Below are 24,577 nucleotides of genomic sequence, written 5' to 3'. Positions count from 1 at the left end.
CCGAGTCAGGTCTCGTCGCTGCCCGTTCGGAGGTAATGGAACAGATACGTCTGCGTGTAGCCAGCGTATTCGCCACCGAGCGCGGCCCGGATGGCCCGCGACGTGTCGGCGTAGTTCCCCCGCTCACACTCAGGGTAGTACTCCTCGATTGTCGTTCGAATCCATGTGTCGAGCGGGACCGCTTCGAGGTAGTCAAGCGAGAACAGCAACACGCAGTCCGCGACCTTGTCGCCGACGCCGACGAAGCGGGTGAGGGACTCTCTGGCGTCTTCGTAGTCGAGACCGACGGCCGCTTCTGGGTCAGCCTCCCCGTTCGCGACCATCTCGGCGGTGCGCTGGACGTACGGGGCACGATAGCCCAGTCCGAGGTCACGGAGGCGTTCTTCGGTCGTGTCGGCCAACGCCGTCGGCGTCGGATAGGCGTTGTAGGTCCGTCCGTCGAACTCGACCGTCTCGCCGAACGCGTCACGGAGCGCCTGCTGCATGCTGTGAATCCGGGACACACGCATCTGGGCCGAACAGATGAACGAAATGAGGGACCCAAACGGGGGATCTTGCACCAGTCGCATCCCCCAGAACGTCTCGTAGGCAGACTGGACCACGTCGTCGTCCGGTGCCGTCGTCCTGATGGCTGGGAGGTCATCATCGAGGCGAAGCAAGCGTCTGAGTTCCCGTTCGGCGTCGACTGTCGACTCCCATTCGAGCACCGCATCTCGCTGCCGGACGCGGATGACCGCTGGTGACCCGTCGTGGCGGATTGTGGTCCAGTACCACGCGTCGCCGCCGGTCGCCCCGTCACGCTGGTACATCTCGCCGTCCTCTCGGTCCCAGAGGTAGGACTGCCCGCTCTCGACAGTTGCCTGCAAGTCGATACCGCCGGCCAGCGACTCGACATCGATGACGCCCTGTTCCATTGTCTGTGTGTACGGACCCGGAGGTAATGACGTTACGAGTTCCGCTCGCAGTGCCTTGGCACGCCGAGCAGTAATCCGGGAACCGACGCTCTCTCAGAGCACTGTGTCTCGTCGTCGTGATGCTTTGTAGCGCTTACCTGTGTCCTGCTCGATTGGATGTTCCGTCTCTCTGCACCACGATATACGAGGAGGATGATAAGCACTCTCTCAGGGCTAACCTTCATTATATTGGAAAACAAACATACTAGCATGAATTGCCGAGTTGTCGTTGAGGCTGCAGTCCCAGTGTACGACGTAGCATCCGCAGACGAGGCAGTTCGCATTGCCATCTCGAAGACGGGGGAAATGCTGAACCCCGACCTCAATTACGTCGAGATTAACATGGGAGATCGGCACTGTCCGCACTGCGGTGAGACCCTAGAGCCGGCTTTTCTCGCAGCCGACGAGAGTCTCGTCGCGCTCGAACTAGAGATGACAGTGTTCAACGTCGAGCGGGACGAACACGCCGCGCGGATCGCCCGTAAGGAAATCGGGCAACGCCTTGAGAACATCCCGCTCGATGTGCTCGAAATCGAGGAGATTCCGGAGGAGTCCGACGAGACGACAGAAGATGAGTCCTCGTCAACGGAGTCGGCAGCCGAGGCCGACGACTTGTCGTCGGACCAGTCTGCGGATGAATCCGATGACGTGTTACCCGAGTTCGAGGAGTTAATCGACGAGTAAACACACTCCCGAGCGGCGGAAGTCTGTCTGTATACCTCTCTTATCTGTCAGGTTAATCACGTCTGTCTGACGAGCAGTACACCACCACTAATGGCATTACTCGTTGGGAGAACTGCGTAGAAGCTACGGAGAACCGTTAGTCCGCGGCGGCAGAAACAGGCTCTTTGGTTTCGTCAGCCATCTCAGAAGCAATACCGTCAGCAATCGCAAAGACAGCGGCCTTGTGGTCTGTTTTCGACTTGTGAATCGATGTCGGCTTGACACCAAGTTCCTCGTATTCGTCGTGGTCCACTTCTGTCCCGGATTCGGCTTCGTAGTGGTTCTGTACCTGTGCAAGCAGGCCGTGAAGGTGGATGAGCTCCTGCTTTTTCATATTCAACCCAAGGTAACAACTCGAAGGTTATAGTACTACTCTGATGAAGGTTAACACACGCCTCTACTAGTAATACGTAATAGTTTATGTATAATTCCCCGCGCGGCGTATATTGTGTATATTTTGCGCTAAATTTTACTATTTCTCCAAAGCCCCCGTCTAGTGCTAGCAGGGATCTATCTCTCGATATTAGGTTACGCCGAGTCAAACACGGTCGACGCACACTCATTGCCGGCTTCTGCGACTGTCACCCAGAATTATGGACTGTCTACCCCTACTCTCGGTATGGACCAAGCGCCCCTCTCATCGGAAACCGAGATCGGCCGGGTGGCACTGACTGTTGCTGACTTACCACCGGCTGTCGATTTCTACCGTGATGTTGTCGGTCTCCATGTTCTGGACTCAGGCGATGATCGAGTGATCCTCGGTACGGGTGGTCAGGAGCTTCTGGTTCTGAACTATCAGCCAGACGCACCGGCGAGGGATGCTTCAGAGACCGGGCTGTATCACGTCGCGTTTCGCGTCCCCTCACGAGCGGCGCTGGGTGACGCACTCCAGCGTATCAACTCTAAGTGGACACTCGCTGGCGCTTCGGATCACGGCGTCAGCGAGGCGCTGTATCTGTCGGACCCGGCCGGTAACGGCGTCGAAATTTATCGTGACTTCCCCCGGGCGTCGTGGGAGGAGACGCCGTCGGGTCACGTCGAAATGGTGACGGACCCTCTCGATACGCAGGCAGTCGCGGCTGCTGGTGCTGGTAAACAGTCGCTACCCGCTGGGTCCGACGTAGGACACGTCCATCTGGAAGTCTCGTCAGTGGAGAGGGCCAAGTCGTTCTACGCCGACGCACTCGGATTGCGGGTCAGGGCTACGTACGACGGTGCCGTGTTTCTGGCGGCTGGTGACTACCACCACCATATCGGAGTCAACGTCTGGCAGCAGCGGTCCAAGCCCCACGTCGGACAAGGACTGGCGTGGTTCGAGATTCGACTCCCTGACGAAGCAACCCTCGATGCGGTGTGCAAGCGACTCCGTCGGTCTGACTACGCTGTCTCCGAAACTGATACCGGTCTCACAGTGCGCGACAGCGACGACATCGAACTCCGCTTGCGGCCCTGAACACGGAATATTTCGACCGATTGACCGATGTTCCCAGTCAAGTGTCTTCGCGCGCTATCTGTACTATGTACACGACACGGTGGGTAGCTTCCGAAGTCGGCCAACCGGGAACAGAAACCGATTGCACAGGCGCGACAGGACCCAGCCACCAATCGGGAGGCGAACGATGAGCGGCCCCCATCAGGACCAGCAGCGCGCGATCGCGGGAACCGCGCTCTCGGAGGCGAGTGCAGCGGCGGTGCTGGTCCACGGCCGGGGTGCGACTGCCCGGAGCATCATCCAGATGGGGGCGGAGTTCCAGCAGGACGGGCTGGCACTGCTTGCCCCGCAGGCCGCGCGCAACACATGGTATCCCAACTCCTTCCTCTCGCCGGTCGAGCAGAACGAACCCGGCCGGACATCGGGACTGCAGGCTATCGAGGACGCCGTCACCGAGGCCAACGAAGCCGGGATTCCGACCGACCGCGTGCTCGTTCTGGGCTTCTCCCAAGGGGCCTGTCTCGCGAGTGAGTTCGTCGCCCGCAATCCACACCGCTACGGCGGTCTCGTGGCCCTCAGTGGCGGCCTCATCGGCGAGGCTATCGACGAAAGCGAGTACGAGGGCGACATCGAGGAAACACCGGTGTTTCTGGGCTGCAGCGATGTCGACCCGCATATCCCCGAAGAGCGCGTACACGTCACGGCTTCGGTCTTCGAGCAACTGAACGGGGACGTGGAGGAACGAATCTACGAGGGGATGGGGCACGGCGTGAACGAGGACGAACTGGAGTACGTCTCGTCGCTGGTCGCCACCCTCGTCAATTAGGCGACTCGACAGGGTAGCCTGTGCACCGAAATCCCCTCGATGAGTGTCCGAACAGGGAGTTACCGCCGCCTCACCGCGAGACTTAGTAATTGGAATGGTTACACATGGCATGGACCTTTCCCGCCGCCGGCTTCTCGCGACGGTTGGTGCCGGTGTGATACTCGGCGGTGCAGGCTGCGCGGGAGATGACGGTTCACATTCTGGGTCAACTGCGGCAGCCGGGTCCGATGTCGGCACTGAGACGCCACCGGCAGCCACTGCCCAAAGCGACGGACCGAAGCCCCCGATAGCTGATAGCCGTCTGCATCTGGACTACGAACTCGGGATGCTCGAAGAGAACGTCGTCAGCGGCGGCGTCCCCAAAGACGGCATTCCGGCTATCGACGACCCGACGTTCGCTGACACACCTCCAGAAATACTGGCTCCGGACGACCCAGTATTCGGCGTGGTCCGCGACGGGGCGGCGAAAGCCTATCCACAGTACATTCTCGTCCATCATGAAATCGTGAACGACACCATCGCCGGCGACTCTATCGCTGTGACATACTGTCCGCTGACGGGCACCGCTCAGGGGTTCGAGCGTGGATCGGTGGAGTTCGGTGTCTCCGGTCGACTGGTGAATTCGAACTTGACGATGTACGACCGGGGCACCGATAGTTGGTGGCCACAGATGTTGGCGACGGCAATTAGGGGCCCACTAACTGGCGAATCGTTGCGAGAATTTCGGGTCTTTTGGACGACATGGAGCCGCTGGTCCAGTGCCTACCCAGAGACGAATGTGCTCACCGAAGACACGGGCTTCTCGCGTCGCTACGGCGTTGATCCCTACGGCCAGTATAACGAGAAGCGCGGCTACTATTCGAGTACGCGGACGCTGTTTGAACCCCTGCAAGGCGACGGTCGCGCTCACCCGAAGGCCGTCGTCGTCGGAACTCGGACGGAAAGCGGGGCGCTTGCATTCGATAAGGAAACGCTGCTGAGCCACCGCGTGCTGACCGGTCGAATTGACGATACACCGTATGTCGCCGTCGCTGATACCGACTTAGCGACCGGCTACGTGTACGCGAACCCGGAGTCAACGACGGTCGAGGCGTCGGCCGACGGCTATACGGTTGACGGGACGGTATATGATGCCGATTTGCTCCCGCTGGACCGTTCGCTGTCCTTCGACGCGATGTGGTTCGCTTGGGCCGGCTTCTATCCGGAGGGAGGATATGTCAACTGACAGTCCGACCGGCAGGGCAGGCGTGGCTGCCAGCATCCACCGCTTGTTTCGGAACACTGTGGGTGCGGTCAGCGGGGCGCTCACCCGCCGCGACGGACAGGCGATCTTGGTTCTGTCGGGACTCGCGTACTTCCTGCTGTATCTCGCTGGGCTCAGACATCTCGGCCTCGGCCCATCGGCCTACGAGGTTTCTGTTGTCAGTAACCCGTTTACCCGTGCGTTCCGGCAGGTCGGGCCGTTTCAGTGGGAACCGATTGGCTTAGTCGTTGTCGGCCCGGTTGAACTGCTCGTCTCACCGCTGAACATGCTACTCGGTGGTGTTCTGGCGCTGTTGATCGGACTCAACCTTGCCGTTTCTGTCGTCGCATGGCGTGGTCCGACGGCCTGCCGCCTCGGTCCGGGAGCCGGGGTCGCGTCGGGACTGCCGGGACTACTCTCCGGGTTCGCCTGCTGTGGGCCCACTATCCTACTCGTTGTCGGCGTTCAGGCAAGCGCTGGACTGCTCTTGGTGTTCCAGTGGCTCCTCCCTCTAAGTGTCGTCGCACTGCTCGGAACCCTTCTCTGGGTCGGTAGTCGAGTCGAGCCAGCGTGACTGGCATCATAAATAGTGCCTACTACTGGGGACGGATAGTAGCTAGAGACTACCGGGTCAGATAGTGGCTGGAACTTTTTTCCCTCGATCTGAGGGAAACATATAACTACTCCGTACGACCCATCTACCAGTATGACCGCTACTGTCGTGAGCGAGGTCAACCGACCCTACGTGCCGACGGGCGGGGCGAAACTGACCGCTGAGATCGAAGTCGAGCCCGGACGGCTGGAGGAATCACCCACGCGACAGATTGCCCTCTGCATCGACGCCAGTGGGTCGATGGCCGGCGACGACATCGAGCAGGCCCGCGCTGGCGCTGAATGGGTGTTCGGACTCCTCGACGAGGACGATTACATCTCGATCATCGCCTTCGACAACGAGGTCACGACGGTACTTGCGCCGACGCGGTGGGGAACCATTTCACGCGAAACGGCAGTGAACGCGGTCGCTGACATCTCCGCCGGTGGGGGCACTGACATGTACAGTGGCCTGCTGGAAGCGAAGGCATCCCTGCAGGATTTACCGACCGACGACAACACTGCTCGGCGGGTCCTGCTCCTCTCTGACGGGAAGGACAACTCTCACGACCCGGAAGCGTTCGGGACGCTAGCACGCGAAATCGACACCGAGGGGATCAGAATCAAGGCAGCCGGCATCGGGAGCGACTACCGCGAGGAGACGATCCGGACGCTCGGTACCGTTGCCCGCGGCGAGTGGACACATCTGGACGCCGCCGGTGACATCGAGTCGTTCTTCGGCGACGCAGTCGAGGAGGCCGGGACCGTTGTCGCTCCCGACGCCCGTCTCGAACTTGACGTGGCCGACGGCGTCGAGGTGAGCGAAGTGTACCGCTCGCTCCCACAGACGCAGTCCGTGGATCCCAACTGGGAGGACAACACGGCCGTCGTGCCGCTGCCCGACCTGCTCGACCGGGAGACCCAGCGGGTCGTGCTGAAGATACACGCACCGCCCAATGACCCCCAAGACGCTGTGTCTCTGGCGGATGTCTCGCTGTCTGCCGGCGGCGAGACGACGCGGGAATCAATCACCGTCGACTACACCGACGATGAGGCGAAACTGGCCGAACACAACGAACAGGTCGACGTGGACCACCGGCAGACCGTTATCAAGACGGAACTCGGCAAGGGCAATGTCGCCGAAGCACAGACGCAACTGGAGCGAATGACGCGTATCCACGGCGAGGACACCGAGGCTGTCCAGACAGCAGAGCGGGAGACGCGTATCGTGATGGAGGGTGGGCGCAAGGAGCAGAACAAGGCGACGAAAATCGTCACTGACGAGGGAATCCAGAAGTGACCGTCCCAACCTGCAGTGTCGGCAGGGCCGCTACTGGCCGGAGAAACGGGTGATTCATGAACTGGGAACCTGAGAGCGGTGATGTCATCGCCGGCCAGTACGAACTCGAAGAGTTCCTCGGTAAGGGGGGATTCGCGAAGGCGTTCCGCGCACGGGACACCGAGACGGGTGAGGCGGTCGCCGTCAAATACCCGAACTACACTGAGTCCCAGAACGACCCCGATATCATCGAAGAGTACTTCAAAAAGGAGGTCGGCTCGCTGGAGCGAATCCGCCGGGCTGGTGGCCACGAGAACGTGATGGACTACTACGATCAGGTCACGGAACGTGACGTTCCGTTTCTGGTCGTCCAGCTCATCGTCGACGGGATCGAGCTCGACGAGGTCATCGACCAGCACGGGCCAATCGACGACAGTGAGCAGGTCCGCCAGATCGGCATCGACCTCTGTGACGCGATGGGCTTCCTCCACGAGAACGAGATCGTCTACCGGGACCTGAAACCGGAGAACGTGATGCTCACACCCGATATCACGCCCACACTCATCGATTTCAACACGGCAACGGGCTTCGATGCCACCGAGGATCCGTCCTCCGGGAACACCGGGACGACGATTCTGGGGCCGTTCAAGCCCCGCGAAGTCGCCGAAGCTAGCCGAACCGACGTTCGGCAGGGACCGTGGTCGGACGTGTACTCTATCGGGAAGATACTCCTGTTCCTGCTCAAGGGGAGCGTCCCGAAGAAAGACGGCGTGAATCCACAGGCGTTCGGGGCCGATTGCGACGATTATCTGGCTGAAATCGTCGAACGGGCCACGCAGTCGCATTACCGCGACCGATACCGGAACGCGACGGTCCTCAAGGAGGTACTTGAGCGGCGTGATCCAACGCCGCCCGCGACGGCGTCAGTGACGTACATTCAGGCGGACAGGCAGTTCACCGTCGAACCGGGCGATACTATCGGGCGACAGGGCGCGAGCGGTCCCCCAGCATCGATAACCATCGAAGACCCACAGGGTGAGTACATCTCGTCGGTGCAAGTACAGTTCGACATCGAGGACGGCGAGTGGTCTCTCCACGACCGGAGTCTCAACGGGACGTTCGTCCAGAAAGGGGCCGGCTGGCAGCGGGTCCTCTCCGCGCCCGGACGTAACCGTCTGCGCTCCGAGGGCGAGGACCCGACCGACAGGCACGGCAACGTTCCCCCCGAGTCGGTCACACTCACTGACGGCGATCTGGTGTCGCTGGTCCACCCGACCTACGGGGTCACGTTCGAGTTCCATCCGGAGGAGTCATGAGATACAGCACGAACTACGACATCGGCGACAGGAAGCGAGGACAGGGTATCAACGAGGACAGCGTCTCTCTGACGGTGTTCGAGGAGGGGCATCGCGATGGTTACCGGGGGCAGGATAGACCGCAGTCGCAGAACCCGGCCACGGCAGACGGTGACGAGACAGCGAACGCGACAGACGAATCATCCGATACCGGGCCGGCGGCTGACGCCGGTGACGACAGGGACCCTTCTGACGCTGACGACGCGGATACGCCCGACACTGACAGCAACAGACAGCCGATGAACCGTTCGGCCGGCGTGTTCGTGGTCGCCGACGGTGCTGGCGGACACGATGCCGGCGACATCGCGTCGTACATCACGACGACTGTCGTGGCCGAACACCTTGCTCCCGTGGCGATTCGAACGGCCCGGAGCTATCCCGGCGGCTTCGATGTCGATGTAGCCCGTGACGTGCTTCCGGATCCGCCCGGCGAGCGGGAGCTCGAAACCGCCGTGGCAGAGGCGATTACAGCAGCTCACCGCGAGATCATCCGGTACGCAAACGAGACCGGGACCCAATCCTATACGACGGTCGTCGCGGGGATATACGCCGACGGCAAACTCCATTACGGCTGGGTCGGTGATAGCCGGGCCTACGTCGTCAACAGTGCCCGCGAGACGATTTCGCCGCTGACCAGAGACCACGCGGTCGTTCAGGAGTGGGTCGACAGCGACGAAATCGACCCCGTCGAGGCCCACGTCCACCCCAACGGGAACGAAATCACCCGCGCGCTGGGCGGGTCCGGCTACGAGGACCCCGACGAGGCGACTGTCGGGGTGGACACGCGAACGGTCAGACTGTACGCGGAAGACACGGTGTTGGCGACCAGCGACGGTCTCATTGACGCACAGACCGACGCGCCGGACCTGTACGAGGAATACGTCGATTCGGACCACGCCGACTCGGTAGCCGAGCGCATCCGCGAAGCGGTGGTCACCGATGACGAGATCCGTGACGTGGTCCTCGATGCAGCGTCCCTCGACGCGGCAAGTCAGGAGTTCGTGTCCTTGGCGAACGACCGGGGCGGGAAGGACAATATCTCCGTTCTACTGTTCGCTGACAGTGCGCTCCCGGAAACGCCGGAAGACGGCGGGATGCCAGTTCGAGATATCGACCCTGACATCGACATTTCCGAACGAGATACCGTTATTATGACAGATGAGTAGAAGGAAATTTTCGTGGGACAAGTATTTTATTTCTCGATTCTGTAGAGCCTAACGAAACCCATGCCTGAATCCGACCGCACGGTAAAATGCCCCATATGCGACGAGAACTTCGATCCGACAGTCGCGGGCGGATGGTGCACAAACCCGGACTGTGGTGAGTGGCAACACACTGACGAAAGCGCCGCTGATTTTGACACCGGCAATGGGGTGCCGGACGACGCCGACCTGATACCGGAAGGAACGGACGAGCCGGGGTCGGCGGATGGTCAGCCGAGAGGGACTAGCGACGAAGCCGAGACCCCAGCTGAGTCCACCGTCGACGATGATAGCGACGACGAAGCAGCGGTCGATGCGGTCTCAGACACTGGGGCAGTCGAGGCCGGAGAAGAGAGGATGGGGACGGCAGAGACGGCGGCGGAACACGAAACTACAGCTGACACCGAGGCCGAAAACGGAACTGAGCCGAACGCTGGGGAGGAGCCCGACGAACCGGATGATGTCCCGGATCAGGCCAGTAGTGACTCCGATGGGGATACCGAGACATCCGACGAAACCCCCGAGGCAGACGACGATACGGCGACGATTACCTGCCCGGACTGTGATCAGGAACTCGACGCCGACGCAAATTTCTGTGTTTCCTGCGGTGCCGACGTACAGGACATCACACCGGGAGACGACGGGTCGCTTGACGCGTGCCCGTCCTGTGACACCGCTGTCGATGACGATGCCAGTTTCTGTGTCAACTGTGGGGAGGACTTGGACGCGCATCGCGGCGAGAGCGACACGTCGACGGCTGACTCGGCAGGGTCGTCGACCACTGACGAGACAGCGAGTGAGTCAGCAGCCACGGGCAACGCCGTCGACACACTCGCGTCACAGTCCACCGACGACGCGACGGTCCCGGACAAACTCGTTCTTTCGGTCGAGGGTCGTGACATCACTGTCGAAGACGGGGACCGCATCGGCCGGGAAATCCGGGCGGCGCTACTGGACGCCGGCCGACCGGAAGACGAGGCGGTTCGGATCCACCGGGAACACGTCCGGTTCGACCGTCAACCGGATGGGTACTATTTGGTTGACCTCGGGGACAACCCGACGCGGCTGAACGAGACCCAACTGAAGAAAGGCGACCGGGAACCGATCCAACTGGGCGATGAACTCGAACTATCCGGTGTCATCACGATGACAATTCTGGCGGCGTGACCACCCACAGTTAAGCGGTCGGTCGGGAAACATCAGGCTGATGCAGCGTGGTCGACTGGGGTTGGAACTCCGCGAATCCGCCGCACTATTACGAGCTGAATCTTGGCTGTTTGTCGGTGTGGGCATAGCATGGCTCGTCTACAGTGGCTGGGTACTCGCGACGGGACTGCTGTTGACGCAGGTCCCGGGACTCGAACGTACTGTTCCCGTGACACTTGCTGGCCAAACTGTCTCGCTGCGTACTGTGCTCGCCGCGGGTCTCTGGCTCCTCAGTCCCTCACTGGCGACCGTCGTGCTCGTCAACCGACGGCTTCGGAACAGCTACGGCAACCTTGTTGAGGCGTATCGGCTGGACCATCCGAGCCTGTTGCTCGTTCTCCCCGGCACTGTCCTCCTCGGCTGCCTGCTGGGAAGTCTCATTCTCGGCCAGCAGCGCCTGCTCACGGTGGTTGCATTCTTCGGAACAGTGCATCTGGTTGTCCGGACCGTCGCCTACGGACACCGCGTGTACACACTTTCAGTCCCTCCACTTCTGTCGCTGCTGGTGTGTGTGAGTGCGGTCTCTCTCAGTACTGGATGGGTGCTCCAGATGGGCACCGCATCCGGCGTTTCGTCGGCGCTCTCCCCGTGGCTGGCGCGGGCCGGCGTCGGTCCCATAGCTGAGACAGCGCTCCAGTTGCTGGGCGTCCGGCCGTCCCAAGCCACAGCTCTCTTCATCGCGGTCCCCGGCGTGCTGGCGAGCGCGTACCTCTTCGTTCAATTGCTCGCTGGAACCGTCGTCAGAATCCGCGCACCGCTTTCGAACCCGCACCGCCGTCCAGACCAGCGGTTCCCGATCATGCCACCAGTTGGGGTAGTGCAAAACGGCGACGAGAGTTCAGCCACCGAACGGGCTGTCGACGCCACACCGGATTCCGGTGAACAGACTGAGGACGGGACTGCCGCCGAAGATGTTGACAGCGACGCAGAGCCACCGGGGCACACCGGGACACGCGTGTTCTCGCCCGACGAGGCCCCCACGACGGAACCGCCCGCTCACGAATCGGTACAGGACACCGCGCAGCTGTCGGACGATGCTGCACAACCGGAGACGGCGGCCACCGACAGTGGTACAGATACGGAATCGGAGACGGGCGATACAAATGAGCCTGCCTCGGCGACCGATGAAGCGTGGATGGACGATACGTCCGTCTTCACGCCGGGCGACCGCAACAGCGGACAGTCGTACTGTAGCGAGTGCGGCGAGTCGCTCCCGCCCGACGCTGACACCTGCCCGTCTTGTGGCGACCCCGTCGACGGGTGAGGCGGTCAGCGGTTCGAAACGGGGATATCACCGAGCGCAACGGTGTATTGTGTCGATTGCGTTTCCGACTCATCCGGATACACGAACACCGTTACAGAAACGGTGTCCGGACGTTCGCCGGGGGGAAGCAGCCACGACTTGGTCACGTCGTCAGCTTGTCCCGCCGGTAGCTTCCCAGTGCTTGCGGCTTCCGCAACCGTCTCTCCGCTGCGGGTCGTGACGCTGTCGAGTCGAACTGCCGCGGGATCTGACCCGGTGTTCGTCACGTTCACCGCGAGCGTGAATCGCCACCCCTCGTCCGCAGTGACGACAGATGCCGAATCGATGCGGGCTGCGACTGCGGAGGAGTCGAGAATCGGGTCGCCGACGCCGACACCGGCCGACTCCGCAGTCGGCGTTTCGGGGACCGCCTCGTCCCCGGCGTCACCGATCAAGTGGTGCCCCATCATACTCCCGAAGGTAACGACTTCGATGAGGATCGGGATGCCGATTCCGGCGATGATGAGGAGTCGTAGCAGCGTTTTCTGCTCCGGACCGTCGACGTCGTCGAACATGATGAAAGCGTAGTGAAGTGGTGTTAGACCGGGATCGGCGGGCTACCGGGCGCGAACAGGCCGTCAGCGACCATGCTGGCAAGTGGCGGCCCGTAGGCGATGACGATGAGCAGCAGGGCAATCGCCGTCCAGAGCTTGTAGTTGTCCAGAATCCGTGGGCTGTGGTCCGCGCCGGACAGCGGCTCCGGGATGTTGCCGTTGACCGACAGCGTCCCGCCACGGCGAGCGAGCAGGGTGTCGGCCATGACGATGAGGAACATCGCCGCGCCGACGAACAGCAGGAAGCCGCCGATAGCTATCTGGATTCGCATTTCACCGACCGTTCCGGCGACGCCCTCGAAGGCGAACTCGTCGTACGTCGGCTCGGCAGTCCGTCGTGGAATGCCGGCGAGGCCCGCACGGTGCATTGCGTTCGACATCACTGCCATGCCCACGAACCAGACGTATGGCTGGAGCACAGCGATACTGCGCTGCCGGAGTTTCTTCCCGGTAATCTGTGGGACCAGCCAGTAGCTGATAGCCATCGCCGTCAGCGCGAACGCAGTCCCGACGGTGAGATGGAAGTGGCCGGGCACCCAGATGGTGTTGTGGATGAGGTAGTTGATGTTCATCCCGGCGTTGATCATGCCGGAGAAGCCTCCCGCGGCGAACATCAGGCCGGCGAGCATACAGCCGGCGAAGGCCGGCTTGCCCCACGGCAGATTCCGAAGCCAAGAGAGGTAGCCCTTTGCACCCCGCTGGCGAGCGCCGTGTTCAACTGAGGCGACCACGGTGAACGCGGTCAACAGCGAGGGCAACAGCAAGAACATCGTGTTCGTCATCGCGATGAATTTATATCCCGATGGGATGCCGGGGTCGGTGTACTGGTGGTGGAAACCGACTGGAGTCGACAGCAGCAGGAAGGCGACGAAGACCACGCGGGCCAGCGGGTCACTGAACAGTCGTCCGCCGGCCAACTTCGGCAGAATAGTGTACCAGACGAGGTACGCCGGCATGAGCCAGAAGTACACGACCGGGTGGCCGAAGTACCAGAACAGCGTCCGCGTCAGCAGTGGGTCGACGTTCTGGATGAGTCCGAGCGACCACGGGATGAGGAAGGCGACGACTTCAACGGCGACGCCGATGGTGGAGACGTACCACATCAGCATCGTCGTCAGAACCATGAACGTCTGCAACGGAATACGTTCGTCTGGGTTCTCCGAGCGCCAGTCCCACAGGGACTTGAAGTACGCGAGGCCGGCGACCCACGAGCCGACGATGATGAGCGCAGCGCCGATGTAGAACGCCGGATGTGCCTTCATCGGTGCGTAGAAGGTAAACAGCACGTCGGCTTCGAGGTCGTGACCCAGAATCGTTGGGGAGCCGACAATGCCGCCGATGATGGACACGGCCGCGAGCACTGTCCCCGTGAGCATTATCCAGAAGGCCGACCAAGAGATGCGCTGTGGCAGCTCCCGTTCGAGACTGTTGGCGACAGCCCATGCGAACAGTCCCGCGATGAAGAACGTGGTAAACACAAGCGCCAGCAGGACGCCGTGGCCCGTCAGAATCGTGTAGTAGTCGGCCGAACTGACGAAGCCCCGGAACACGCCGGTTCGATGGAGCGCCTGAATGACGCCGAACAACGCACCGATTCCGAGGGCGACGAACGACACGAGGAACTCGCTACGGACGAGCTTCGACGTTTTCGGATAGGAGTCGACGAACACCATTACTGATCCGCCTCCTGTTGGGCCTGTGCATCATCTTCGGGTTGTTCGATATTCTCTTGCTGCATATCGTACTCCTCCGGCGGGACGACTTCGACGGAACCGCCCATCGTGTGATGGGCCGCCCCGCAGTATTCGTGACAGATAAGCCCGTAGGTGCCGGGCTCGTTGAACCGGGCCGAGACTTCCGAGACCTGCCCCGGAATGACCATCGTGTTGATGTTGGTCTCGACAACGGAGAAACCGTGTACCACGTCGGCACTGGTTACTCTGAACGTGACGTTCGCCCCCGCGGGCACACGGACCGGTGTGTCCCCGCTGCCGGGCACGAACTGGAACTGCCGGGCGACGACGTACACGACGTACTGACCGTCCTCTTTGACGACGCCGGGGTCGTCAAATGGGGTTCCAGTGTTACCGTTCTGTACCGCCTGTGCGCTGATCTGTCCGCCCGAATCGTCGACCATTCCGACACCGACGCCGACCGAACCGTAGGCGATGGTGGCGATGAATCCGACGATGAGCAGTATCGCTGCACCGAGCCAGACTTTTTCGAATCTATGAACCTGCATGGTATCACCCGATTATTGAGACACGGCCGAGGAACTCGACGAAGTACATGAACACCCACAGCAGGCCGATCAACACGAAGTAGAAGGCGACCAGCGCCGCCGTTCCCTTCGGGTCGTACTCGTCGTGGCCCAGCTCGACAGCCGGTTCCGTTTCCGCAGCCTCTTCAACCGGCTCCGGGCCGGTCGCCCGCTGTAGCTCGCCACCCCCACCCGTCTGTGGCGGTCGCCCGTTCTGGCGGCGTCGCATCGCGACTGCGAACAACAGCGGCGAGAAGAACGCCAACAGGACCGAGCCTGAAAGGAGCCACTGCGGGCCGGAGAGCTCGATACCGCCGCCCTCCTGTCCGCCGCCGCTGCCACCGCTGCCACCGAGCGGGCCGCCGACAACGACGGCGCCTTTCATGCCGAGCGTTTTGTGGGGTGTACAGACGTACTTGTACACGCCCATCTCTTCGAAGGTATGGCTGTAGGTGGTCCCGGATTCGCTGACGGGGTCGCCCGAGTCGAGCGGCCCGTCGCCGTCCGAAACGACGTTGTGGCCGCCGCCTTCACCGGTCCATGTCCACGTCACTTCGGTCCCGGGTGTTACCCGGACTGCCGGCGGGTCGAAGGCGAACGCGCCGTTGTTGCCCTGTGCGCCGACTGATATCTCGACGCTGTCGGCATCGGTTCTGTCGACCGTCGTTCCGTTGTAGTTCGAAACGTCGTCGAACCAGCCGCCGTAGTCCGGGTTTGCGGGTGGTCCCTGTTGCTGTTGGCCGCCGGAACCCCCGTCGCCGGAGCTACCGCCGCCGGGCCGAACGACGATTGCGCCTTTCATGCCGAGCGTTTTGTGGGGTGTACAGACGTACTTGAACAGCCCCTCTGACTCGAAGGTGTGGCTGTAGGTCGTTCCGGCCTCGCTGACCGGGCTGCCTGAGTCAAGCGGCCCGTCGCCGTCCGAAACGACGTTGTGGCCGCCGCCTTCGCCGTTCCATTCCCAGACAACCTCTGTGCCCGGGTTGACCATTACTGCCGGCGGGTCGAAGGCGAACGCGCCGTTGTTGCCCTGCGCGCCGACGGTGATTGTAACAGAGTCTTGACCTCGCTTGTCGACGGTTCCATCGTAGTTCGAGACGTCGTCGAACCAGCCGCCGTAGTCCGGTTCCTCTTGTGCTGTCGCCGTGCCGGTCGCGGCCAGCGCCGCTGTCCCGGCCGCGGCACCGACGAACTGTCGCCGACTCAGCGCCATCGTCGCACCCCCACCGCGTCGTGCGAATCCGGCAGCTGACTGCTTCTGGCTTCGTGCCGTACCATATCTGGGAGAATAGCAGATTACCTAAAAAAACCCCTGATGGTGTTTTCAGCCGGCAGGAACGACCCGTTTCTTTTTATAATCCCTCTAACGTACGGCCAGACATGTCTGCGTCAAGCCCTCGGCTCGTAACGTTGCTGGCGCTGCTCGGACTCGCACCTGTCGCGTACTACATGCAGGGAACCGGACGCTCCATCGTTGCACTCTCGCTGGTCAGCGTCATCATCATTGCCGGCAGTCTGTTCTGGATGACACAACCAACAGAGTCGCGTACCGTCTGATATGCAGTTCGGGACGGCGGGGCTGAGCTCCGGTGAAACGGCCGGCCTCGCGGCGTTCGTCGGACTGGGCCTCGTCGGCAGCGTCCACTGCCTCGGAATGTGCGGACCGTTAGTCACCACCTACGCCGACAGACTTGACGACGGCGGGCCGGTGTCCGGCCACGAGATACGCCAGCACGCGCTGTTTAACGCCGGCCGGACGCTGAGCTATGCGGTCGTCGGGACGGTACTTGGCGCTGCTGGCAGCGTTCTGTACGACGTCGCCGGTCTGGCACGCCTCGGGACCGTCGTCCGGGGAGCCGTCGGGGTTTTCGTCGGTCTCGCGATCATCACCGTCGGTCTCGGGTATCTTTCGCGTGGTCGCGCCGTTGACGTGGCTCGGTCGCTGCCGCTGGTCGGTGACCTGTTCCAGCGCCTCTCCGCGTCGCTCGTCGAGCGGGTCGACCGGTGGGTCGACGGTCCGGGAATGGTCGCGCTGGGCGCGATGCACGGCCTGCTCCCCTGCCCGCTGCTCTATCCGGCGTTCCTGTACGCGTTCGCGACTGGCTCCGCGTTCACCGGCGGCCTCTCGTTGGCCGCGCTCGGCCTCGGGACGTTTCCGCTGGTGTTCGCCTACGGGACCGCCTTCGGGACGCTCTCGCCGGGCCATCGCGCGACGCTACACCGGGTGCTTGGTATCGTTTTCATCGCGCTCGCGCTCGTCCCGCTGTCGAACGGGCTAGCGGCGTTCGGTATCGCCATCCCGAAACCACCCCTGCCGATGCCATGGATGTGACCACCTGCACGCTCTGTGACCTGCCGGTTGACGCGCCCGTCAGCGACGACGCCGTCGAGGGGACGTTCTGCTGTCGGGGCTGTCTGGAAGTCGCGCGGACGCTCGACGACCCGGCGACGGAGACCCGCGACGCGGCCGACACCGGACCCGACCCGGACGAGGCCGACGGCGAGACGGCCTTTCTCTCCGTTGAGGGAATGCACTGTGCGACCTGCGAGACGTTTCTGGAAGCGCGGGCCACGGACCACGAGGGCGTCGCTGCCGCGGCCGCCAGTTACCCGACGGGGACGATGAAACTCACCTACGACGCCGACGCGCTCTCTGAGTCGGACCTCGCGGACGCGGTGGCCGGCACCGGCTACGACGCCAGTCTGCAGGCCACGGAGACCGACGACGAGTACGAACTGGAGGGGCGTCTCATCGTTGGCGGTTTCTTCGGGATGATGACGATGCTGTGGTACATTCTCTTTCTCTATCCCGCCTACCTCGGCGTCGACCCGTCGCTGTTGCTGTTCGACCCGAGCGGGCAAGCGGGGGATTACCTGCTGTGGAACATGGCTGTGATGACTGGCGTCGTGGTCGGCTACACCGGATGGCCGCTGCTTCGCGGGGCGTACGTCAGCCTCCGTGCCGGCCGGCCGAACATGGATTTGCTGGTGGCGATGGCCGCCGTGACTGCCTTCCTGTACAGCGTCGTCGCTGTCATCTTGGGACAGACAGAGGTGTACTTCGACGTGGCGACGGTCATCGTCATGGCCGTCTCAGTCGGCGACTACTATCAGGACCGGGTCCGGCGGGCCGCGCTGGACCGCCTCACGGAGTTCACGACCCAGCGGGCCGATAGCGCACGCCGACGAACCGACGGGGGCCACGAGGAAGTCGACGTTGGCGCGCTGTCGGCCGGCGACGAAGTCGTCGTCCGCTCCGGCGAGCGAATCCCCGTCGACGGGACCGTCGTCGAGGGGACCGCTGCCGTTGATGAATCGCTCGTGACTGGCGAATCGCTTGCCGTCCGAAAAACGGACGACGACGAAGTCATCGGCGGGTCGCTGGTTACGCAGGGCGGCGTCGTCGTTCGCGTCGGGCCGGACGCCGAGAGCACCGTCGACCGCCTCACGAACCTGCTGTGGGAGGTCCAGAGCACCCGCGGCGGCGTTCAGCGTCTCGTCGACCGCATTGCCGCCGTCTTCGTCCCGCTGGTGGTCGTGCTGGCCGTTCTTGCCACCGGCGCGCATCTGGCCGCTGGGGCAACACCTACGGATGCGATGCTGACCGGCTTGGCAGTGCTCGTGGTCTCCTGTCCCTGTGCGCTGGGACTGGCGACGCCACTGGCGACCGCGGCGGGCATCCGTCGGGCGCTGGACGGCGGGACCGTCGTCACCGGCGATGCGGTGTTCGAAACGGCGACCGACGCAGACGTGGTGGCCTTCGACAAGACGGGCACGCTGACGACCGGCGAGATGGAACTGCTGGAGCGGGCCGACGAGCGGGCGATGGCTCGCGCGGCTGCGGTCGAGCAGTTCGCGGACCATCCCGTCGCCGAGGCGGTGACCGACGCCATCCCGGTTCCCGACGCCGCCGTCTCCGGGTTCGAACAACACCCGGGGCGGGGCGTCAGCGCCACGGTCGATGGGGACCGCGTCGCTGTCGGGTCACCGGCACTGTTCGACGACCTCGGCCTCGACGTGCCGGCCGACCTCCGGAGTCGGTGTGAGCGCGCGACCGCGAACGGCTGCATCCCCGCGCTCGTCGGTTGGGACGGCGCGGCGCGGGACGCCCTCGTCGCGGGCGACAGGCTCCGCCCGAACTGGGAGTCGGTCGTCTCGACGCTCGCCCGCGACCGCGATGTCGTCGTCATCACCGGCGACGGTCCCGAGGCCGCCGCACCGTTCGAGCGCCACGACGGCGTCGACGAGGTGTTCGCCGGCGTTCCACCGGAGGCGAAAGCCGAAGTCGTCGAGCGACTGCAGTCCCGCGGGACCGTCGCGATGGTCGGCGACGGGAGCAACGACGCCCCCGCGCTCGCGGCCGCTGACCTCGGCATCGCCATGGCCTCGGGCACGTCGCTGGCCGCCGACGCGGCCGACGCGGTCGTCACGTCGGACGACCTACGGGCCGTCCCAGACGTGTTCGCGGTGACGGCCGCGACCCGCACCCGGGTCCGCCAGAACCTCGCATGGGCGTTCTGTTACAACGCCGTGGCGCTCCCGCTGGCGCTGTTCGGCGTCCTGAACCCGTTGTTTGCGGCGCTAGCGATGACGGCCAGTAGCCTGCTCGTCGTCGGGAACTCGACGCGGGCGCTGGCGGGCACCGCGTCACACAGCGAGGCGAGCGCTGAGGGACCGGCGACGCCACAGCAACCGACGGCGGCCGACTGACACCGTGCTGTCGTTCGATACCGCGCCAGTGATTACTGAATCGCTTGATATTTGGTACCACGTCTGAAACAGATTTAATATATCACCGGTTCTGGTCGTAGATACGTCGCTTTCACCGACGTGGTGACCCATGACCTACGCAATCCCCGTTCCCGCGCCAACGTCGTTCGCTCGCTGGCTGTACAGCGGGCGGTCGGCCATCGAACGTAGCCTCGACGCTACGGTCGAGTATGCACCCCTTATCGGGGGACGGGCCGCCGCGGACACCCGCTCGGTGAAGATTCCGCCCGTGGCACCATAGACTGGTTCGCCGCCGTGGGACCGGCGTCCCACTCACGGACGCCGCACTGCGGCGGCGATTCGGCACGGCTCACTGTCGAGCGATGGGGCTTTCCCTCCCGCTCGGCGGCTCCGTCTGATAGGTCTGCACCGCCCAGTGTGGCCTGTCGGTGTGCCGTCACTCGCCCCTGAGCCTGTACTGTCTCGTGTTGCTATCTCGCTGTCCAGCCCTCGGGTTCTCCATCCTTCTGGTGTGGGAATCCTGTACCGGCCCTTCCGGGCCGGACGTACGCGCCCGCCACACCTCGCGCAGCCCCCGACCGACGCGACTCGACCGGTGAGTGCCCTCCGGGCCCGGTTCGACTCCGGCCGTCGGCGTTATGTCGCTGCAGGCGACTCCCCCGACCGAGGTATCGGCCGACGTATCACTGCGCGTCCCGCGTGGCGGGTCCGAGACCCTCGAAGCCGGTGTCGCCGGTGTCCTCGCGGCCGTCGACGGCGTCGAAGACGTGGCCGTCGACCGCGTGACGAGCGTGCGGCCGACTTGGACCGACATCCGGGTCGACGCCGACGTGTCGCTGACGCTGCGGGTCAACGACGAACGGAACACTGCCGACGGCCGCACTGAACTCCTGCAGGATGGGTTCGGCGTGATGGCGGTCAACCGCGTCGACGTGGCCGGTGACGCGTGAGCGCGGCCCTCCAACTAATCTATTCCCAGCCTTCCCGAAACCAGTAACTAGAGCTGGGTATCCGCTCGGCGCAGGTCCCCAACTGCGTGACAACGTCGCCGAGGCAGTCGACCGCGAAGCACAGCCAAACGCCGGCACGGCGTAACGCTACTCGTCGGTCCAGAGCGCGTCCGAGAGCGTCCGCTGGACCGCTTCCTCGCCGACGGCCGTGGCGAGCGTTTCGAACCCGTTGCGCTCGACGGGGTCGCTCGCGTTGGCGACGAGTCGGGAGACGATGAACTCCGGCGTCGATTTCCCGACGGTCCCGAAGCGGGGCTGATAGTCGACCTGCAGGTCGAGGTCCTGATTGAGTCCCTCGGCGAAGATGCCGTCGACGCGGGCCTCGGTGGGCAGGGGTTCGAGGTCGTCCGCGAGGTGCGTGACGAACACGCCCAGTGCGTCGCGGTCGACGGTCAGCGTCACCAGCCCGTGCAGCAGGTCGGCGGCGGAGCCGGGTTCGGTGATGGCCTCGAACTCGTCGACGAGCATCAGCGTCCGGTCGCTCTCGGTCAGTGGCGGCACGACCGAGCGCAGCGTCGATTCGAGGACGCCGGCGTTGAACGAGGCGTGCCGGCGGTGGAACACGACGGTGTCGACGATGCCCACTTCGGCGGCCTCTGCGGGGACCGGAAGCCCCATCTGTGCGAGCAGTTGCACCTGACACAGCGTCTCCAGCAGAGTCGTCTTCCCGCCGGAGTTCGCGCCGGTCAGGACAGCCACCCGGTCGCCGCTCGGTGGTTGGTTCGCCCGGTCGAGATCAAGCGTGTGGTCGCCGATAGCGTAGGTGACTGGCTGGACGCTCTCCACCTCGGCGATGGTGAGGTTCCTGGCACGCTTCACCGCGATGGTTTTGCGATCCTCGACGAAGGTGGGCCGCGTGAGATCGAACGCAATGGCGAAGCGGGCAAGTGACACGGAAAACGCGATGTCGTCTACCGCTTCGATTGCGGCGTCGATGTCCTCGCGGGCATCGGCGAGGTCGTCCTCGAGTCGGCCGGCGACCGCGTCCTCTCGCTCCTGTACATCGCTTCGCAGCGTACTTCGGAGTTCTCTGAGCGCTACGTCGACGAAGTCTCGCGCGTCGGTCGCCTCGCGTGGCATCGCGTCCCGAACTCTGGCGGCGTCGATGCCAGTCTCGCTCGTGACGTGCCGGACCAGCGCGTCCTGAAACTCGTCGGGCCGTCGTGCACCTTCCTGAACGGCCTCGACGACCTCCATCGACGCCGCTGCGAGGTCTTCGATCTGCCCGAGTTGGTCGCGCAGGCGGTCAAGTTCCTCGTCAGCGCCTTCGCCGACGGCGTCACCGTCGCCCGCGAGGCCGGCGAGTGCTGCCCGGCCGGCCGACAGCGTCTCGCCGTCGAGGGCCGCAAGCGGTTCGAATACGCCGCGTTCGATGCCGGTGTCTCGAAGCGCGAGCGCCACGTCGACTGCGGCCAGTTCGCCCCCGTCGGCGTCGTACGCGTCGAACGCATCGAGGACGGCCCGCTGATCGTCTTCGGAGATGCCGGCCCACGTGTCCCGTGCTTCGAGCACGTCGTCCAGCCGCTCGTCCATCGCCTCGCGGGTCGGCAGCGGCGTCAGCACTCGGATGCTATCGGCCGCAGCCGCCGTGACCGCGTATTCCTCGGCGAGGTCGAGCAGTTCCTTGTACACGTCGCGGGTGTCTCTGGTGGCGAGCAGGTCCATCGACTCGGCTCCGGTTGCTCGCCGGAGGATGCGCGTTGCGCGCCCCCGGGAGAGGCCAGCCGTGGTTAGCGCTCGTGTATCCGCCGACTCGATGGCCTCGATAGCCCGCTCGACGCCCAGCTCCGCGGTGAGCAGTTCGGACGTCTTCGGGCCGATGCCCCAGTACTCCTCCAGTCGCATGGACGGGTGGATGCGGGCGGCCCGCTTAGGCGTTTTCAGTTATCGGGCTCGTCGTCGTCGATACCGAAGCGGTCGTGCAGCGGCCCCGGCTCCCCGCGCGCTTGCCGGTCGGCTCGCCGAGCCGCGCGGCGCGCGATGAGCGCCCCCAGCGCTGCTGGAATCGCAAGGCCGAGCGACACGAGTGCAGTCTCCTGCGAGACGACTGATGGACCATCCGACAGGAGGACTTCGTAGCCGACTGCGAGCACGACCACAGCCACGCCGGCGACGACGAGATACAGCCCCCGGGCCAGTACCTCGCTGGGGTTGCGCAGCCGCGAGAGATACGCGGCCGGGCCGAGCCAGCCGGCCAGCAGGACGCCGGCGGTAACGGAAAGCGAGAGATTGCCGACGAGGATGACAACGGCATACAGCACGAGCGGCGCAATGGCGATGCCAAGCGAGAGCCCGGTGAGCGTGACCGCCCACGTCGGCGCACCGGAATCCATCGACTCAAGCGTCTCGGTCAGACGCTCATCAAGCATCTCCGTCTGTTCGTCGGTAAGTAGCGACGCGTCACAGTGTGGACAAGCCATCGCTGTCGGCTCCAGCGGCTCGCCACACTCCGGGCAGGTGGGGTCCGACGCGTCGCGCCACTCGGTCATACGTCCCGTTGCAGGCCAAGCGGTTTGAGTGACCCGGCTAACTCATGTCCCAACTATCAGAAGCGGCTGAACAGTTCGGGGGATAGCTACGTTGCAGCGCGACCTGCTGGCTAAATTACTGCATCTGCAGCGACTCTCCCGATGTCGCGTTCGAGCTGAACCATGGAAAGAAATAATCCATTCCGCCCCTGTGAGTGTATATGGGGGACGTTGGCATTTTACATGTAGATGATGACCAGGGATTCGCGCAACTAACGGCCGAGTTGCTCGAACGAAAAGATGACCGGTTCACCGTCGAGACTGCCACAAGTGCCGCCGAGGGGCTCCAATCTCTCGACGGCTCTCTCCCTGACTGCATCGTTTCTGACTTTGAAATGCCCGAAATGGATGGGCTTGAGTTTCTGCGGGCTGTCCGAGAAAAACATTCGAAACTGCCGTTCATTCTATTCACCGGACGGGGAAGCGAAGCAGTCGCCAGTGACGCCATCTCCGCCGGTGCGACCGACTACCTGCAGAAACAATCCGGGACCGAGCAGTACGAGCTCTTGGCCAACCGAATCGATAATGTTGTCGCGCAGTATCGCTCGGAAAAACAACTGCAGGAGACTAAAGAAGAGTACGCCGCTGTCTTCGAGAACACGCGGAACGGACTCCTCCTCGTCGATGTCGAAGAAGGCGGGTTCAGATTCCGACGATGTAACTCACGGGTGCTTGAGTTCACCGGACTTGCAGAGTCGGAACTCATCGGCAAAACCCCGCTGGAGGCGCTTGGCTACGAGAACGGCAGGGCAGTCGCCGGCGCGTATCGGAAATGCGTCGCCACCCGAGAGACAATTGAGTACACGGTGACGCTCACCCATCCGGTTGGCGAAGTCGTCCATGTGGTCAGTGCCACGCCGATTATTCAGGACGACGAAGTCGAGCAGCTCGTCATCGCCTTTACTGATATCACCGAGCGACACAACCGCGAACAGGAACTGCTGGAGGAGCGTACAGTCATGCAGCATGCGCTCGATGCGCTGGAGGACCCACTGTTCGTCATTGGTGCAGAGGGTCGCGTCGAGCACTGCAACGAGCGAGCAGGTGCGGTCACAGGCCACACCGGGCAGGCAGCCGAAGGGATGCTGCTCACCGACCTGTTTCCCGAAGCCGAGCGGGAGGCGATCACCGACGCGGTTGACCGGTCTATCAGTCACGGTCGGGCCACCGTCACGGCCGATCTACGCACCGACGATGGTCACCGCCGTACGTATGAGTTCCACGGCCGCTGTTTGACCGACTTGGACGGCAACACGGCCGGCGTCGTCATGATCGGGCAGACTCTGTCCGACGACTGATCGGTATGCTTCTCTCACAAATCGACAGCTCAGAGGCTGTGTAGTGGTGAGACCGTCCAACTGGACCTTCCCTCCTGCGCTCA

At 63.4% G+C, this 24,577-nt stretch carries 24 protein-coding genes; 16 read left to right on the top strand and 8 right to left on the bottom strand.

The annotated features are described in order from the left end of the window. Positions 1-5: 5 nt before the first annotated feature. On the bottom strand, positions 6-914 hold the full coding sequence (locus Har1129_RS06830) for a DNA-3-methyladenine glycosylase (RefSeq protein ID WP_151099978.1): 909 nt from the start codon (positions 912-914) through the stop codon (positions 6-8). 249 nt (positions 915-1,163) lie between these two features. On the opposite strand from Har1129_RS06830, the gene Har1129_RS06825 reads away from it, so the two are divergent. Next, positions 1,164-1,637 carry a DUF555 domain-containing protein gene (locus tag Har1129_RS06825; protein ID WP_151099977.1) on the top strand — a complete coding sequence of 158 codons (474 nt, stop codon included), beginning with the start codon at positions 1,164-1,166 and terminating at the stop codon, positions 1,635-1,637. 136 nt (positions 1,638-1,773) lie between these two features. Here the strand turns inward: Har1129_RS06825 and Har1129_RS06820 are convergent, their stop codons facing one another. Further along, positions 1,774-2,010, bottom strand: a complete 237-nt coding sequence (locus Har1129_RS06820; protein WP_004592453.1) for a UPF0058 family protein — start codon at positions 2,008-2,010, stop codon at positions 1,774-1,776. 285 nt (positions 2,011-2,295) lie between these two features. Between Har1129_RS06820 and Har1129_RS06815 the strand changes: the two genes are divergently transcribed. The 9 genes from Har1129_RS06815 to Har1129_RS06775 all read left to right on the top strand — a co-directional run bounded on the left by Har1129_RS06815 (position 2,296) and on the right by Har1129_RS06775 (position 12,074). Further along, on the top strand, positions 2,296-3,129 hold the full coding sequence (locus tag Har1129_RS06815; RefSeq protein ID WP_151099976.1) for a VOC family protein: 834 nt from the start codon (positions 2,296-2,298) through the stop codon (positions 3,127-3,129). A gap of 166 nt (positions 3,130-3,295) precedes the next feature. Then, positions 3,296-3,934, top strand: coding sequence for an alpha/beta hydrolase (locus Har1129_RS06810; protein ID WP_151099975.1), 639 nt, complete (start codon positions 3,296-3,298; stop codon positions 3,932-3,934). 109 nt (positions 3,935-4,043) lie between these two features. Continuing rightward, complete coding sequence (locus tag Har1129_RS06805; RefSeq protein ID WP_191906192.1) at positions 4,044-5,159, top strand: DUF3179 domain-containing protein; 1,116 nt, start codon at positions 4,044-4,046, stop codon at positions 5,157-5,159. Beyond that, a complete protein-coding gene (locus tag Har1129_RS06800; protein WP_151099974.1) occupies positions 5,149-5,751 on the top strand; it encodes a hypothetical protein in 603 nt (200 codons plus the stop codon). The genes Har1129_RS06805 and Har1129_RS06800 overlap by 11 nt, the downstream gene beginning before the upstream one ends. Positions 5,752-5,883: 132 nt before the next feature. Next, positions 5,884-7,068, top strand: a complete 1,185-nt coding sequence (locus Har1129_RS06795) for a VWA domain-containing protein (RefSeq protein ID WP_151099973.1) — start codon at positions 5,884-5,886, stop codon at positions 7,066-7,068. A gap of 56 nt (positions 7,069-7,124) precedes the next feature. Continuing rightward, positions 7,125-8,363, top strand: coding sequence for an FHA domain-containing serine/threonine-protein kinase (locus Har1129_RS06790; protein ID WP_151099972.1), 1,239 nt, complete (start codon positions 7,125-7,127; stop codon positions 8,361-8,363). After that, positions 8,360-9,568 carry a PP2C family serine/threonine-protein phosphatase gene (locus Har1129_RS06785; protein WP_151099971.1) on the top strand — a complete coding sequence of 403 codons (1,209 nt, stop codon included), beginning with the start codon at positions 8,360-8,362 and terminating at the stop codon, positions 9,566-9,568. The genes Har1129_RS06790 and Har1129_RS06785 overlap by 4 nt, the downstream gene beginning before the upstream one ends. Positions 9,569-9,628: 60 nt before the next feature. Then, a complete protein-coding gene (locus tag Har1129_RS06780) occupies positions 9,629-10,771 on the top strand; it encodes a zinc ribbon domain-containing protein (RefSeq protein WP_151099970.1) in 1,143 nt (380 codons plus the stop codon). A 40-nt stretch (positions 10,772-10,811) separates the two neighbouring features. Then, positions 10,812-12,074: a zinc ribbon domain-containing protein gene (locus Har1129_RS06775; RefSeq protein WP_151099969.1), complete on the top strand. Its 1,263-nt coding sequence runs from the start codon at positions 10,812-10,814 to the stop codon at positions 12,072-12,074. A 5-nt stretch (positions 12,075-12,079) separates the two neighbouring features. On the opposite strand, the gene Har1129_RS06770 is transcribed toward Har1129_RS06775, so the two are convergent. The 4 genes from Har1129_RS06770 to Har1129_RS06755 are packed head-to-tail and all read right to left on the bottom strand — an operon-like array spanning position 12,080 to position 16,140. Further along, a complete protein-coding gene (locus Har1129_RS06770; RefSeq protein ID WP_151099968.1) occupies positions 12,080-12,628 on the bottom strand; it encodes a hypothetical protein in 549 nt (182 codons plus the stop codon). Between the two features lie 23 nt (positions 12,629-12,651). Further along, on the bottom strand, positions 12,652-14,340 hold the full coding sequence (locus Har1129_RS06765; RefSeq protein WP_151099967.1) for a b(o/a)3-type cytochrome-c oxidase subunit 1: 1,689 nt from the start codon (positions 14,338-14,340) through the stop codon (positions 12,652-12,654). Next, complete coding sequence (locus Har1129_RS06760; protein ID WP_151099966.1) at positions 14,340-14,909, bottom strand: cytochrome c oxidase subunit II; 570 nt, start codon at positions 14,907-14,909, stop codon at positions 14,340-14,342. Before Har1129_RS06760 ends, Har1129_RS06765 begins: the two co-directional genes overlap by 1 nt. A gap of 4 nt (positions 14,910-14,913) precedes the next feature. Beyond that, positions 14,914-16,140, bottom strand: coding sequence for a halocyanin domain-containing protein (locus Har1129_RS06755; RefSeq protein WP_151099965.1), 1,227 nt, complete (start codon positions 16,138-16,140; stop codon positions 14,914-14,916). Positions 16,141-16,307: 167 nt separating this feature from the next. Between Har1129_RS06755 and Har1129_RS20495 the strand changes: the two genes are divergently transcribed. The 5 genes from Har1129_RS20495 to Har1129_RS06740 all read left to right on the top strand — a co-directional run bounded on the left by Har1129_RS20495 (position 16,308) and on the right by Har1129_RS06740 (position 20,608). Beyond that, positions 16,308-16,484, top strand: coding sequence for a hypothetical protein (locus Har1129_RS20495; protein WP_191906131.1), 177 nt, complete (start codon positions 16,308-16,310; stop codon positions 16,482-16,484). A 1-nt stretch (position 16,485) separates the two neighbouring features. Next, positions 16,486-17,259: a sulfite exporter TauE/SafE family protein gene (locus Har1129_RS06750; RefSeq protein WP_151099964.1), complete on the top strand. Its 774-nt coding sequence runs from the start codon at positions 16,486-16,488 to the stop codon at positions 17,257-17,259. Then, the gene (locus tag Har1129_RS06745) at positions 17,256-19,637 is read left to right on the top strand and encodes a cation-translocating P-type ATPase (RefSeq protein WP_151102105.1); all 2,382 of its coding nucleotides are present in this window, start codon (positions 17,256-17,258) and stop codon (positions 19,635-19,637) included. Before Har1129_RS06750 ends, Har1129_RS06745 begins: the two co-directional genes overlap by 4 nt. Before the next feature lie 130 nt (positions 19,638-19,767). Continuing rightward, a complete protein-coding gene (locus Har1129_RS20490) occupies positions 19,768-19,938 on the top strand; it encodes a hypothetical protein (RefSeq protein WP_191906132.1) in 171 nt (56 codons plus the stop codon). A gap of 358 nt (positions 19,939-20,296) precedes the next feature. Continuing rightward, entirely contained in the window at positions 20,297-20,608 is a 312-nt protein-coding gene (locus tag Har1129_RS06740) for a hypothetical protein (protein ID WP_151102104.1), read from the top strand. Between the two features lie 147 nt (positions 20,609-20,755). On the opposite strand, the gene Har1129_RS06735 is transcribed toward Har1129_RS06740, so the two are convergent. Next, entirely contained in the window at positions 20,756-22,513 is a 1,758-nt protein-coding gene (locus tag Har1129_RS06735) for a DNA mismatch repair protein (RefSeq protein WP_151099963.1), read from the bottom strand. Between the two features lie 35 nt (positions 22,514-22,548). Then, positions 22,549-23,157 carry a zinc ribbon domain-containing protein gene (locus Har1129_RS06730; RefSeq protein WP_151099962.1) on the bottom strand — a complete coding sequence of 203 codons (609 nt, stop codon included), beginning with the start codon at positions 23,155-23,157 and terminating at the stop codon, positions 22,549-22,551. Positions 23,158-23,357: 200 nt separating this feature from the next. Between Har1129_RS06730 and Har1129_RS06725 the strand changes: the two genes are divergently transcribed. Continuing rightward, positions 23,358-24,494: a PAS domain-containing protein gene (locus Har1129_RS06725; protein ID WP_151099961.1), complete on the top strand. Its 1,137-nt coding sequence runs from the start codon at positions 23,358-23,360 to the stop codon at positions 24,492-24,494. Positions 24,495-24,577 lie beyond the last annotated feature (83 nt).

Origin of the sequence: Haloarcula sp. CBA1129 (genome assembly GCF_008729015.1) — an archaeon.
In the GTDB taxonomy this organism is placed as follows: Archaea; Halobacteriota; Halobacteria; order Halobacteriales; family Haloarculaceae; genus Haloarcula.
The sequence above is the reverse complement of the archived record's forward strand: the minus strand, read 5'-3'. Positions and strand labels throughout refer to the sequence as shown.

Coding starts and splice junctions, on each gene's coding strand:
- Har1129_RS06830 (WP_151099978.1), bottom strand. CDS start 914: ATGGAACAGGGCGTCATCGATGTCGAGTCGCTGGCCGGCGGTATCGAC.
- Har1129_RS06825 (WP_151099977.1), top strand. CDS start 1,164: ATGAATTGCCGAGTTGTCGTTGAGGCTGCAGTCCCAGTGTACGACGTA.
- Har1129_RS06820 (WP_004592453.1), bottom strand. CDS start 2,010: ATGAAAAAGCAGGAGCTCATCCACCTTCACGGCCTGCTTGCACAGGTA.
- Har1129_RS06815 (WP_151099976.1), top strand. CDS start 2,296: ATGGACCAAGCGCCCCTCTCATCGGAAACCGAGATCGGCCGGGTGGCA.
- Har1129_RS06810 (WP_151099975.1), top strand. CDS start 3,296: ATGAGCGGCCCCCATCAGGACCAGCAGCGCGCGATCGCGGGAACCGCG.
- Har1129_RS06805 (WP_191906192.1), top strand. CDS start 4,044: ATGGACCTTTCCCGCCGCCGGCTTCTCGCGACGGTTGGTGCCGGTGTG.
- Har1129_RS06800 (WP_151099974.1), top strand. CDS start 5,149: ATGTCAACTGACAGTCCGACCGGCAGGGCAGGCGTGGCTGCCAGCATC.
- Har1129_RS06795 (WP_151099973.1), top strand. CDS start 5,884: ATGACCGCTACTGTCGTGAGCGAGGTCAACCGACCCTACGTGCCGACG.
- Har1129_RS06790 (WP_151099972.1), top strand. CDS start 7,125: ATGAACTGGGAACCTGAGAGCGGTGATGTCATCGCCGGCCAGTACGAA.
- Har1129_RS06785 (WP_151099971.1), top strand. CDS start 8,360: ATGAGATACAGCACGAACTACGACATCGGCGACAGGAAGCGAGGACAG.
- Har1129_RS06780 (WP_151099970.1), top strand. CDS start 9,629: ATGCCTGAATCCGACCGCACGGTAAAATGCCCCATATGCGACGAGAAC.
- Har1129_RS06775 (WP_151099969.1), top strand. CDS start 10,812: ATGCAGCGTGGTCGACTGGGGTTGGAACTCCGCGAATCCGCCGCACTA.
- Har1129_RS06770 (WP_151099968.1), bottom strand. CDS start 12,628: ATGTTCGACGACGTCGACGGTCCGGAGCAGAAAACGCTGCTACGACTC.
- Har1129_RS06765 (WP_151099967.1), bottom strand. CDS start 14,340: ATGGTGTTCGTCGACTCCTATCCGAAAACGTCGAAGCTCGTCCGTAGC.
- Har1129_RS06760 (WP_151099966.1), bottom strand. CDS start 14,909: ATGCAGGTTCATAGATTCGAAAAAGTCTGGCTCGGTGCAGCGATACTG.
- Har1129_RS06755 (WP_151099965.1), bottom strand. CDS start 16,140: ATGGCGCTGAGTCGGCGACAGTTCGTCGGTGCCGCGGCCGGGACAGCG.
- Har1129_RS20495 (WP_191906131.1), top strand. CDS start 16,308: ATGTCTGCGTCAAGCCCTCGGCTCGTAACGTTGCTGGCGCTGCTCGGA.
- Har1129_RS06750 (WP_151099964.1), top strand. CDS start 16,486: ATGCAGTTCGGGACGGCGGGGCTGAGCTCCGGTGAAACGGCCGGCCTC.
- Har1129_RS20490 (WP_191906132.1), top strand. CDS start 19,768: ATGACCTACGCAATCCCCGTTCCCGCGCCAACGTCGTTCGCTCGCTGG.
- Har1129_RS06740 (WP_151102104.1), top strand. CDS start 20,297: ATGTCGCTGCAGGCGACTCCCCCGACCGAGGTATCGGCCGACGTATCA.
- Har1129_RS06735 (WP_151099963.1), bottom strand. CDS start 22,513: ATGCGACTGGAGGAGTACTGGGGCATCGGCCCGAAGACGTCCGAACTG.
- Har1129_RS06730 (WP_151099962.1), bottom strand. CDS start 23,157: ATGACCGAGTGGCGCGACGCGTCGGACCCCACCTGCCCGGAGTGTGGC.
- Har1129_RS06725 (WP_151099961.1), top strand. CDS start 23,358: ATGGGGGACGTTGGCATTTTACATGTAGATGATGACCAGGGATTCGCG.